The sequence below is a fragment of the Grimontia marina genome (assembly GCF_900060185.1).
Taxonomy (GTDB): Bacteria; Pseudomonadota; Gammaproteobacteria; order Enterobacterales; family Vibrionaceae; genus Enterovibrio; species Enterovibrio marinus.
Genome location: NZ_FIZY01000015.1, coordinates 89,583 through 101,350, shown reverse-complemented (window position 1 = coordinate 101,350; position 11,768 = coordinate 89,583). Strand labels below are relative to the sequence as shown.

12 protein-coding genes, 1 rRNA gene and 1 riboswitch are annotated in these 11,768 nt (G+C 48.3%); of the genes, 3 read left to right on the top strand and 10 right to left on the bottom strand.

Going from position 1 to position 11,768, the window contains the following annotated elements:
- Nucleotides 1-63 (bottom strand): 16S ribosomal RNA (locus GMA8713_RS10125); the annotation flags it as partial.
- Nucleotides 64-818: 755 nt separating this feature from the next.
- Between GMA8713_RS10125 and GMA8713_RS10120 the strand changes: the two genes are divergently transcribed.
- Nucleotides 819-1,268 carry an RNA recognition motif domain-containing protein gene (locus tag GMA8713_RS10120; protein ID WP_062708794.1) on the top strand — a complete coding sequence of 150 codons (450 nt, stop codon included), beginning with the start codon at nucleotides 819-821 and terminating at the stop codon, nucleotides 1,266-1,268.
- Here the strand turns inward: GMA8713_RS10120 and murI are convergent.
- From murI to GMA8713_RS10100, 4 genes are all read right to left on the bottom strand, one after another.
- Nucleotides 1,246-2,034, bottom strand: a complete 789-nt coding sequence (gene murI / locus GMA8713_RS10115; RefSeq protein WP_084387698.1) for a glutamate racemase — start codon at nucleotides 2,032-2,034, stop codon at nucleotides 1,246-1,248. The two genes, GMA8713_RS10120 and murI, sit on opposite strands and share 23 nt — an antisense overlap.
- A gap of 65 nt (nucleotides 2,035-2,099) precedes the next feature.
- A complete protein-coding gene (locus tag GMA8713_RS10110; RefSeq protein ID WP_062708789.1) occupies nucleotides 2,100-2,762 on the bottom strand; it encodes a Dph6-related ATP pyrophosphatase in 663 nt (220 codons plus the stop codon).
- 53 nt (nucleotides 2,763-2,815) lie between these two features.
- Entirely contained in the window at nucleotides 2,816-4,636 is a 1,821-nt protein-coding gene (locus tag GMA8713_RS10105) for a TonB-dependent receptor domain-containing protein (RefSeq protein ID WP_084387697.1), read from the bottom strand.
- A 46-nt stretch (nucleotides 4,637-4,682) separates the two neighbouring features.
- Nucleotides 4,683-4,869, bottom strand: a riboswitch (cobalamin riboswitch).
- 76 nt (nucleotides 4,870-4,945) lie between these two features.
- Nucleotides 4,946-5,473, bottom strand: a complete 528-nt coding sequence (locus GMA8713_RS10100) for a cobalamin adenosyltransferase family protein (RefSeq protein WP_062708786.1) — start codon at nucleotides 5,471-5,473, stop codon at nucleotides 4,946-4,948.
- Nucleotides 5,474-5,622: 149 nt separating this feature from the next.
- Here GMA8713_RS10100 and trmA point away from each other — a divergent pair, with 149 nt between their 5' ends.
- On the top strand, nucleotides 5,623-6,729 hold the full coding sequence (gene trmA, locus GMA8713_RS10095) for a tRNA (uridine(54)-C5)-methyltransferase TrmA (protein ID WP_062708783.1): 1,107 nt from the start codon (nucleotides 5,623-5,625) through the stop codon (nucleotides 6,727-6,729).
- Nucleotides 6,730-6,781: 52 nt separating this feature from the next.
- Here trmA and GMA8713_RS10090 read toward each other — a convergent pair whose 3' ends face one another.
- The gene (locus GMA8713_RS10090) at nucleotides 6,782-7,165 is read right to left on the bottom strand and encodes a YijD family membrane protein (protein WP_062708780.1); all 384 of its coding nucleotides are present in this window, start codon (nucleotides 7,163-7,165) and stop codon (nucleotides 6,782-6,784) included.
- Nucleotides 7,166-7,170: 5 nt separating this feature from the next.
- Nucleotides 7,171-7,815, bottom strand: coding sequence for an HTH-type transcriptional repressor FabR (fabR, locus tag GMA8713_RS10085; protein WP_062708777.1), 645 nt, complete (start codon nucleotides 7,813-7,815; stop codon nucleotides 7,171-7,173).
- A gap of 260 nt (nucleotides 7,816-8,075) precedes the next feature.
- Between fabR and sthA the strand changes: the two genes are divergently transcribed.
- On the top strand, nucleotides 8,076-9,491 hold the full coding sequence (sthA, locus tag GMA8713_RS10080; RefSeq protein ID WP_062708773.1) for a Si-specific NAD(P)(+) transhydrogenase: 1,416 nt from the start codon (nucleotides 8,076-8,078) through the stop codon (nucleotides 9,489-9,491).
- Between the two features lie 75 nt (nucleotides 9,492-9,566).
- On the opposite strand, the gene cysQ is transcribed toward sthA, so the two are convergent.
- From cysQ to GMA8713_RS10065, 3 genes are all read right to left on the bottom strand, one after another.
- The gene (gene cysQ, locus GMA8713_RS10075) at nucleotides 9,567-10,382 is read right to left on the bottom strand and encodes a 3'(2'),5'-bisphosphate nucleotidase CysQ (RefSeq protein WP_046305057.1); all 816 of its coding nucleotides are present in this window, start codon (nucleotides 10,380-10,382) and stop codon (nucleotides 9,567-9,569) included.
- A 62-nt stretch (nucleotides 10,383-10,444) separates the two neighbouring features.
- Nucleotides 10,445-10,996, bottom strand: a complete 552-nt coding sequence (nudE, locus tag GMA8713_RS10070; protein ID WP_062708770.1) for an ADP compounds hydrolase NudE — start codon at nucleotides 10,994-10,996, stop codon at nucleotides 10,445-10,447.
- Between the two features lie 21 nt (nucleotides 10,997-11,017).
- Nucleotides 11,018-11,767, bottom strand: coding sequence for a type II secretion system protein N (locus GMA8713_RS10065; RefSeq protein ID WP_062708765.1), 750 nt, complete (start codon nucleotides 11,765-11,767; stop codon nucleotides 11,018-11,020).
- Between the last annotated feature and the right edge of the window lies 1 nt (nucleotide 11,768).

The window sequence follows — 11,768 nt, the reverse complement described above, 5'->3', positions numbered from 1 at the left end:
GACTTGCATGTGTTAGGCCTGCCGCCAGCGTTCAATCTGAGCCATGATCAAACTCTTCAATTAGAATTTTTTTGCCCTTCCTCACTTTGAAAAAGTGAACAAAGGCGGCTCGATGAAATACTGTTGTGTTCTAACCCCTCTCTACAAACTAAAGAAAGAGCAGAACGAATTGACTGTGCCGATATAACCGAAGTTATTTCGTTTGGTCACTCAGTAAACATCGATAAATCTTTTGTCTATCAACTACGAGTGCCCACACAGATTGCATAGGTCAAATTGTTAAAGAACGTTGACTTGAAGAAGCGTCGCTTCTCACCGTCAGGGCTGCGAATTTTACGCTGCCGGGCGATGAAGTCAAGAAGAAATTTTGAGATTTTTCAGCGTTGCTTTCGCAACTTTCAAAACACCTTATTGACTTGCCTCTCGGGGTGAATTTCCCTTTGAATCGGGCGGCCATTCTACTGATTCGAAACAGCGCGTCAAGCGTTTATTTCAACTCGATTTTTAAGGCCTTCGCCGTACCGATTTGAGTGGGCGTTTCCGCTGTGGAAGCCGCTCCCCGTGTCGGTGAGGCGGCATTATAGAGACCAGGATCACATTGGCAAGGGTTTTTATTGGTTTTTTTTCCGATTGAACACAATTCAACCTAAACTTTGAAAAACACAACAAATTGCAACATTAGATAGCCGTCACATTCACTTACTAGCAATAAGAACTCAATATCCGTAATATCAACCCGACAATTGTATTTATTTTAGTCAGCATTGATTTCAATTCTTCATGCTATTTCTTCTAACCGACGTTTACTTTAGACGATTATGAAAACATCTATCAGCTTGCTTATTACTGCAGCCATTGCATTGCTTGGTGCATTGCTTTTAAACAACTCTACTTTAATTGCCAGTACTGGTTATGCATTTGCTCTTGGTGCTATTACAACAGGTATTGCCATTTCTCTTTTTTCTACTAAATCTTCAAGCGATATTTCAGACTCTACCCCTTCTACTAGCAAAACCATCTATGTAGGTAACCTTCCTTACCGTGCTAATGAGAATGACGTAAAGGAATTGTTCTCTAAACATGGTGAAGTATTTGCCGTGCGCTTGATGAAAGATAAGCGTACAGGGAAGCGACGTGGTTTTGGGTTTGTCGTGATTGCAGCGGGAGATGCCCCTGAAGCAATAGAGGCATTAAACAACAGTGAATATGGAGAAAGGACGCTAAAAGTTAGAGAGGCGAATGATCCTAGAAAATCGGAGCGCGGTTAATAGTTGCGAACCCCAACTTTACCAGTTCCTGATTTAGCGCTTCCTCTTCTTTAACTGGAGCACTGCTAAAAACAAAATGTTTAGCTTTGCTGAGGGAGGTCTTTTGATCTTCCTCTTTTAATAATGTCGCTACACGATTTGCTATTGCGCTTCCTGAATCAATTACCAGACACTGTTCGCCCAGAATGTCTTCAATTTCTTCTTTGAGTAATGGGAAATGCGTGCATCCCAATACAATACAGTCTGTTTTATTAATAAACGGAGCCAACACTTGTTTTAATAATTGCTTATCAACAGGCGTACCACGTAATTTTCCCTCTCCCATTTGTACTAGCTCTGTTGAGCCAACCATTTCTACTTGGCAATCGGGCGCAAATTCTTTGACCAGTTGATGGGTATAGGATCGTCTTACCGTAGCTGGCGTTGCTAAAAGACCGATACATTTAGATTTACTTAACATAGCAGCAGGTTTAATTGCAGGAACAACACCAACAACCGGAATACTCAGTAATGAGCGGAGATGTGGAAGCACCAGAGTACTGGCTGTGTTGCAGGCGATAATCACGAGTGCAATATCATGCTCATCACAGATAGCTGACACCATTCCGCACACACGTTGGACAAGCACATCGTCTGCCAGCTCTCCATAAGGAAAGGCTTCGTTATCGAAGGCATAGACAACATGCTGTTCCGGCAATACCTGAGCCACTTCCTTAAACACAGAAAGGCCACCTACACCAGAATCAAAAATCAGCACACTCTTCACGCTATAACCCTTTGTTATCCGCTTGCGACGCAATCATACTTTGCACGTCAGCGAATTTGAATCTTTCACCTGACGAGATGATAGCTAAGGTGGTGGAATCTCCCTTCCCGCTGAAAACCTGTGATCTCAATATCCAGAGGATATTGAAAGCAAGGTGCATCGGTAACGATAGTGTGAAACTCCCCGTCTTCGCCACAAAGGTCACAGCCATCCGGAAGCTCAGCTAACAAATTGGCGTTATAGTCCCAGCCAAGAAACCTTCCATCCAACTGAGAGGTATCAACGGTAGAAAGTGTGGTCTTAATGCCTGAAGCAATGACTTCGTTTGCAAGTACCTCACTTCCCTCACCGAGCAATGGAAAAACACACTCCCAGCCCTGAGGTTCAATATAGCTTCTGCGGTATTCTTCAATGCCATTACAGAACATATCGCCAAACGCCACTGCATCGACATTTAGCCCACTACTGCGTATACCTTCGACAACCCTCTTCTGATAAACATCATTGGGAGGAAAGACTTCGTTCAGTTCGATAAGCACCAAAGGCAATCCAATGCTTGCTGCCTGCGCTTTGACAACATTGATGGGCGTGGCCTGGAAAGGAACCGTTCCCGCCACGTAGGTGGTATACAATCCGACAACTTGATAACGATCGTCTTCCAACAGTCGACACAGTGTCAGGGTTGAATCCTTACCGGATGACCAACTGATAATGACGCGTTTTTTCATTCCTCATTCCAACAAAGAAAAAGCCGCCTGATGGCGGCTTTGAAAACTGATGCTTAATATGCAAAGTTCAAATCGATATAGAAGGAACGCTCTGCCGCGGGATAACCTCCCGCAGTTTCGTATTCTTCATCAAACAGGTTGGCCACTTTACCACCTAGGGTAATGTTATTCGAAATGTCATACTGCGCAGTTAAATCCCAAACAGAGTAGCTATCCAGAATATCACCACCAGAGAAGTCAGGGCGCTCGCCTTGATACATAAACTGAGTACCCAGCAACACATCACCCAACCATACTGAAGTGCGCCATTTCGCTACTTCTTTTGCTCGACGCGCTAGTTGCTCATTCTTTGACAGATCTTTTGGATCACGAAGCTCTAGTGACACTTGGTTATATACTGGCCCCAAGTCGAAATCTGCAATCAGCTCAATACCTTTGATACGAGCTTCTTCGACGTTTTCGTTTTTACCGTTTGGCCAAGTTCCCGCATAAACGATCAGGTTATCAATAGTGTTGATGTAACCATTCAAGCTCCAGTTTACGTCAAACATCGCTCCCTCAAGACCAACCTCTACATTCTCTGACTCCTCAGGCTGCAAATTAATGTTACCGCTTGAGCCATAAAGCTTGTCAAAGCCAGGAGCCTTAAATGCAGTGCCATAGCTAGCAAACAGGCGGTAGTCTTTATTAATGGTCCAACCTGCGGCAATCATACTAGTGGTGTTGCTACCAAACTGGTCATTATCATCGTAGCGAGTACTGCCTTCCAACAGGATACTGTCTGTAATATTCCAATTTACTAAACCGAACACGCCAATGTTCTGGCGAGGGTTGTCTTCAATAGAATCAATCGAGATGAAGCTACCGTCGAGATATTTCTCCAGTGTCAGATCAACGCCCGTCGTTACTGCCAAGTTCTCTTTCGCTTGGTAGCGAGAAGTCAGGCTTGAGTGGATTTGGCGGATTTCACTATTCAAATTGTCTGCGGAAGGTGCTAGCCCATCGGCATAGTCATAATTTTTTTGCTGACCAACCTCTAAGCGAACCAAAGTATTCCACTTACCCGACGTATAGCCTGAGTCTGCACCTATAGTTGTACTTTCAACCCATGAGTTCTTTTTGCTGCCGTAATTATCGTACTCAACTTCGTTTTGGTACCAACGGCCAATGACGTTTGAGTTCCAGTTTTGGCTCGGAACATAGCTTAAGCGCAGAGAGACATTTTTGCTCTCAAAACCATGCTTATCATCAGTTGCTGCAAAATCTGGATGAACGTTGTAACCATCGACTGATTCCAAACCGCCCATCAATTGCAAAGACAGGCTCTCTGTCAATTTTCGGGTAACGCCAACATCTGCTGAGGCAGAACCAAAGCTACCACCACCAATGCCAAAACGTGTTGCCTCTGCATCATTGCGAGTAATGATATTAATCACACCGCCAATAGCGTCAGAACCATACACGGTCGCACCAGAACCTCGGATCACTTCAATACGCTCTACTGTATTTAACGGTAACATGTTGAAGTCAATTGTGCCCAACATGGTACGAGGAAGTCGAACGCCATCTACCAACACCAAGACGTGGTTAGAATTGGTGCCACGCAAGAAAATTGAAGCATTCTGCCCTCGACCGCCACTTTGGCCAATCTCAATACCTGGTAGGGTTTTCAGAGCATCAACCAAGCTGTTTGCTTGAAGTTCTTCAAGGTCCGCACGAGTTAATACTGAAACAGGTGCTAGGACAGTAGAAATAGGTTGTTCAAATCGGGAAGCAGTAACGACCATAGTGTCGTCAACAGAGGAAGTAGTAGATTCGGCGTGCGCAAACGCAGCCCATGGCAGCATACCTGCCGCAAGTAGCTTTTTAGACATATCAGATCCAAATATCGCGTGTATCCAATGATGTCAGGAGATCCTGAAACCATATTGTGACCCAGCTGATATTCGGACTTAGAGACGACCTACAGTGACGACTTCCCACATTCAGATGCAGTGTCTGGCTTTCGCCTTGCCACTTTCGTTTCTCTTTACCGCTGCGCGCCAGTTCCGGATTCTCACCGGATTCCCAGCTGGAGTGAAAGCGCGCAGAGTATAGAGGAGTCAGCGCGCCATTGATACATAGATATTGAGAACTTGGTCTCATTCGCCCGGGAAATGGGTGATTTGTGCTTGGCAGCGCTTTCAATAGCTGAGACTGACAAACTCCACTTCTTCTACGTCCAGCTTCATCTTGATATACACCGTCAGTACGAAGAAGAAGTTAGCAAGCAGATTAGCGAAACGGGGCAGTACTGGCTCAAAGGTCACGCCTGATTCATCTAAGCGATGAAGCAGACGCACGGTTTTCTTTGAGCCCGTGCGGCACTGATGCAACGCCATGACACCAACCGGACCTCTCGGGAGCACAAAGCGGTTAATACGACCACGGCTTAATTCGTTGTAATGGTCGTATCTCGCATGCAACCATTCCAAATCTTCTTCAAAGATGGCCGTCTTCCCACGCACCGAACCATTGAGGTGATAGATTTTCGGGTGAAGGGTCTCGAGATCTTCCCGCACATCATCAAAACCTTCCGGCAAGGTTGCCAGTGCCATCCCCACCAGACTGCAAAGCTCATCAGTGTGGATTTCATAGTCGCAGGTCAGCGCCGACTCATAGATAAACGGATAACAAATCTCTTTGCGATTCTTTGGTTTTCGAAAGCTCATGACAAGGCTCGGTCTGATTAAAGTGTGCCAATATTATCCCAAGGCACAGGTTTACGCTTCTACTGGCGAAAAAGTCAGCGAAAAGGCTGGACAATATGGTTCCGCTACTTACAATTTGCGCTCATTTTTAGTTATGCAGGTTAGGTAATATGAGCAATACCCTGATTGACACCACCCAATATCAGGCGCAATTGGACGAGAAAATCGCGCGTATGCAAGACGCGTTTGCCGAGTTCAATGCGCCTGAGCTGGAAGTGTTTCCGTCTCCAGACAAACACTACCGCATGCGTGCGGAATTCCGCGTCTGGCATGAAGGGGATGACCTCTATTACATCATGTTCAATCAAGAGACCAAGCAGAAGTACCGTGTGGACCAGTTCCCACAGGCAAGCCGCATCATCAACGATCTTATGCCACTGCTGGTTGATGCTATCCGTCCGATTGAAAGCCTGCGTCGCAAACTGTTCCAGGTAGACTTTCTGTCTACCCTGAGCGGTGAAGTGTTGGTTTCAATGCTTTACCACCGTCAGCTTGACGAAGAGTGGGAAGCGAATGCGCGCATGCTGAAGCAACGCCTGAACGATGAAGGCTTCAACCTGAACCTGATTGGCCGCGCGCGTAAGCAAAAGATCGTGATTGACCGCGATTACGTGGTGGAAAAGCTGAGCGTTAACGACCGCACCCTGACTTACCAGCAAATTGAAAACAACTTCACCCAGCCAAACGGGAAAGTGGCAGAGAAGATGCTTGAATGGGCAGTGGATTGTACTCAGGACAGTACAGGCGATCTGCTCGAACTCTACTGCGGAAACGGTAACTTTTCGCTGGCACTGGCAGACAACTTCGATCGCGTGCTGGCAACAGAACTGGCTAAACCTTCTGTTGAATCTGCGCAGTGGAACATTGCAGCGAACAAGATCGACAATGTCCAAATCATCCGTATGTCTGCGGAAGAATTCACGGAAGCGATGGAAGGTAAACGCGAGTTCCGCCGCTTGCAGCAAGCTGGTGTGGATCTGAAAAGCTACAACTGCAACACTATCTTTGTCGATCCACCACGTTCCGGTATGGACGAAGGTACTTGCCGCATGGTGCAGGCATATGACCGCATTCTTTATATCTCCTGCAATCCGGAGACACTGAAAGAGAATCTGGATATTCTGTCAGAAACACATCGCATCACACGTTTTGCGCTGTTTGACCAGTTCCCTTACACACACCACATGGAAGCGGGTGTTCTACTCGAGCGCAAATAAAACGCTGAGAAAAAAGGCGCCTAAGGCGCCTTTTGTGTTTTTGTTGTCAGCATTACTCTTCGACTGGCGTTTCTTCTTTCTTGCCGCCGACACTAAGCCAGCCCATCTTGAACGCCACCCAGAATATCAACAACATGGTCACGATGATGGAGAAGAAATTACCGCCCAACTCTGGTACCTGCATGCGTACAAACGCTGAGTAACCAAACGCACCAACCAGAAAACAGGCAAACGCGATGAGCGGTGTGCCGTCGGTCAGTGGTTGATTAACATGCTGCTGGTAGAAGCAGTACACCGCCAGAACAAAGGCGATGATGGGGAAAATGGAGAATGCAACGCTGTCGATGAAAAGCGTTGCCAGTGATGCGCTACCACATAGACCTGCGATCACTGCGAGAAGGAGAAATTTACGCTCTGATTGGTGATTCTGTTCCATATTACTTACCTGCCTGAAGACAACTTATCCTTGAGAGCATTGCGTACGCGTTCTTTGCGGTACCAGTATGCGCCTTTCGCGATAATGCGCAGCTGGGTAACCAGACGTTCCGCGAGTTCAGCACGTGCACGCTTGTCCAAATCCAGCGCTTCTGCGCCAGAGCTGAATACCAAAGTGACACATGCCTCTGCCTGATTATAGGCTTCATCTCGGGTCGATCCGCCTGTCGCTTGGAAATATTCCGTTAGCTCAGCGATAAAGTGTTGAATTTCTCGTGCGACGGCTGCGCGGAAAGCCGCAGAGGTACCTGAACGTTCACGCAATAGCAGCCTGAATACATTGGGGCTGCTTTCGATAAATTCCATGAAGGTTTCGACTGACGTTCTAACAACACTGCCTTCGGTAGCAATACGTTGACGAGCCTGTCGCATCAGCTGACGCAACAACAAGCCACCTTCATCCACCATGGTCAGACCAAGTTCGTCCATATCCTTGAAGTGACGATAAAACGATGTCGGTGCAATACCGGCCTCACGTGCCACTTCGCGTAAACTGAGACTGGAAAAACTTCGGTCTGCGCTGAGTTGGCTAAAAGCCGCATCAATCAGCGTTCGCCGGGTTTTTTCTTTCTGTTGAGCTCTAATTCCCATCGTCAGTGTTTTACCTCATGAAATCTAACCGCAAACTATACTCGGTTTTTATAGTGAGTTCAGTGCTTATACTCCACTTTCCGAGAAGCGAGATCAGATCACCTATGTTTCGTTCAATTAACATCATAAACGGCCTGTTTTTACGTTAAGTAGCGTGATCACCTACGCTGAATAAGAGCGAGTTGATTCTCGCCACGCCCTGTGAGCGCTACACTTAGCCCGCAATCCTTAACATAATGAAAACAAAAGGCCACACGGACATGAGCAAAGCGACTCCTACATCGTCTAACCATTTTGATGTCATCGTAATAGGCAGTGGCCCCGGCGGCGAGGGCGCTGCAATGGGTCTGACCAAGGCGGGTTTACGCGTCGCGGTGATTGAAAAAGAAGGCACCGTTGGCGGCGGGTGTACCCACTGGGGCACCATTCCATCCAAAGCGTTGAGACACACCGTCAGCCGTATTATCGAATTCAACCAGAGTCCGATTTATACTGGCGACAATAAGCAGGTACACAGTACCTTTTCTGCCATTCTCGGTCATGCCCAATCCGTTATCGGCAAACAGACACGCATGCGTCAGGGCTTTTATGACAGAAACCTCTGTAGCATCATTCACGGCAGTGCCAAGTTCAGTGGCACGCACGAAATTGAAGTAAAAGCCGCGGACGGCAGTGTCGACAAATACACGGCAGACAAATTCGTTATCGCAACCGGTTCACGCCCTTACCGTCCAAAAGACGTCGACTTCAGACATCCACGTATCTACGACAGTGACTCTATCCTCTCGCTGCAGCACGACCCTCGCCACGTGATCATTTACGGAGCCGGTGTTATCGGGAGCGAATATGCGTCTATCTTCCGTGGTCTTGGTATCAAAGTGGATTTGATCAACACCCGAGACCGTCTGCTCTCGTTCCTTGACAACGAGATGTCAGACTCGCTTTCCTACCACTTCTGGAACAGCGGCGTTCTGATCCGTAACGATGAGACCTACGAGAAAATCGAAGGCACCAAAGACGGCGTTATCCTGCACCTACAGTCCGGCAAGAAGATGAAAGCCGACTGTATTCTGTTTGCCAACGGCCGTACCGGTAATACTGATGCGCTGAACCTGAAAGCCGTCGGTTTAAAGGCAGATTCACGTGGCCAGCTGAAAGTGAACGATAATTACGGCACCGAAGTAGAGCACGTTTATGCTGTTGGTGATGTGATTGGTTATCCAAGCCTTGCGAGTGCAGCTTACGATCAGGGGCGAATCGTCGCTCAGGCAATGGTAGAAGGTCAGGCCAAAGGCCGCCTTATCGACCATATCCCAACCGGGATTTATACCATTCCGGAAATCAGCTCCGTGGGTAAAACCGAGCAGGAGCTAACCGCAGCAAAAGTGCCGTATGAAGTGGGACGCGCACAGTTCAAGCATTTGGCGCGTGCACAGATTGCAGGCATGGATGTGGGAAGTCTGAAAATCCTGTTCCATCGCGAAACTAAAGAGATCTTGGGGATCCACTGTTTTGGTGAGCGTGCGGCGGAGATCATCCACATTGGCCAGGCGATCTTTGAGCAAAAAGGCGAAGGAAATACATTGGATTACTTCATCAATACCACCTTCAACTACCCGACCATGGCAGAAGCCTACCGCGTAGCAGCATTGAACGGCCTTAACCGTCTGTTCTGATTTGCCAACAGGCAATAAAAAAACGGAGCTTCTGCTCCGTTTTTTGTCGCTGAACGATGGCGAAATCCAGTAGGTTTAACCTTCTAATCTCACAATCTGTCGCCAAGGCAGTTCGGTATCACCCAATACAATGAAATTCGGGTTTTCCAGAGAGTCCCGCTCGTTGTAGGACAGCGGTGAAAGCGTCATATCCAGAATACGTCCGCCCGCTTCTTCTACGATGCATTGGGTCGCCGCCGTGTCCCATTCACCCGTTGGGCCAAGGCGAAGGTAGCAATCCACCGCGCCTTCTGCGACTAAGCAGGACTTCAGCGCCGCAGAACCCAGAGGCACCAAATCATAGTTACGGCTAGGCTCAAGGCGGTCAGTGATCGCTTTGATGTCCTGACGACGGCTGATCGCAATCGACAGGGATGCGAGTTCATCTTCATGCTTGAGGATAGACAGGCGGTGCTTTTCACCATCCGGCATCACCTTCCAGGCACCATGACCTTTGGCGGCATAGTAAGAGACCCCTGAAACTGGACCATACACCACGCCCATCACCGGCTGATTGTTTTCCACCAGTGCGATAATGGTGGCAAAATCGCCGCTCCCGGCAATGAACTCCTGTGTGCCATCCAGCGGATCCACCAGCCAGTAACGCTCCCAGTTGCCACGCTCAGCAAACGGAATCGAAGCGTCTTCTTCTGACAGCACAGGAATATCCGGGGTTAGTGCACTCAGGCGTTCAGTGACCAGTTTGTGCGCCGCGAGATCGGCACTGGTCACCGGTGTGTCATCGCTTTTTATGTTCTTTTCAAATTCACCACGCTGATAGATATCCAGGATCACCTGACCGGAAGCCCGGGCAATCTCTATCACCGGCTGAAGCAGTTGTGACAGCTCCATGTAACACTCCTCTTGGGCTCTCACACTACGACTTTGTCCAATGGTCTTTGGTCACGAAGTGATCAACGGCCGGAAAGCTCTCTCAAGGCCAACAGTAATGCGGTAATACTGCGCGCTTCCCCAAAATCGACGTGAGATAACAATTCTTCTGCCTGCGCAACAGGCCAACGGACCAATTCCAATGGCTCAGGTTCATCGCCCTCGAGCTTCTCTGGATATAGGTCCTGCGCCAACAACAGGGTCATTTTGCTGGAAAAGTAAGACGGTGCGAGCACCACCTCTTTCAGCGGGAACAATTGATGGGCACCGAAACCGATTTCCTCTTTGAGTTCTCGGTTTCCCGCTTCTAAGGCGGTCTCACCAGGATCAATTAGCCCCTTTGGAAAGCCTAGTTCATAACGTTCAGTTCCGGCAGCGTATTCACGTACCAGCAGCAAATCGCCATTTTCAGTTATCGGCACGACCAATACGGCATTGCGGCCACTTGGTTTCATGCGTTCATAAGTGCGTTCTTCACCGTTACTGAACTTTAAATCCAAGGCTTCAATCTGAAACAGACGCGACTTGGCAACGACCTTAGCGTGAAGGATTTCAGGTGGAATGTGCTTTTTCATGCTAACTCTCCCGAGAAGGCATTAACCGCTGAAACTGAGGCGATAACGGCCTTCACTGTCCGGATTGCCCAAAAAGCCAAGTTGGCCACGCATGCTTTCTGGAAAAGCGTCACCCGGCGCAAACCAGCCATTCAGGCTATAGCGTTGATCCGGTGACAGCGAAATATTAAAATCAGTTTCAATCGCATCTGATGCACTGTCACCATCCATCACCAACTGACCTTCATTACAGGACAATTGCGCGACCACCAACCCCGGATCAATCGTGCCGATGGGTGAAGCCACGTTGCCTTGCGACCAGGCTAGGTTGCCAGAGAGCGATTCACAGAAAGGCTGTTGGTTAAACAGGTAATCGCGTACGGTTAAATCAAACTGTCCGGACAGACTAACAGGCATTGGATACGGAATAAACGACTGCACCACATTGGCAGACGCCGATACCAAAAGGTTATTCGCGTAGATACCACCCAAGCTGTAGCCCACGTTTCCGCGGGCAGATAACCCCGGCATACCGGAAAGGCGAAGATCGACATCCGCTTTGCCAGTAAAGAGCTTCAGGGGGTTGAACTGCCACTTCAGTCTCCCCATCGGCTGCCCCTGCCATGAGAACTTAGCAGCGGAGCCATTCCATAAGGTGCCGGAAATACCACTCAGCTCCAGCCCTTGTGTTGGCGGAAGCTGGCGAACCACCAAATTGGCCGGAATATGCACAATCGCGCTCCCGACCAGAACCACAAGGAAAAGCAAGCTCCAAAGGATCACTCGTTTCATT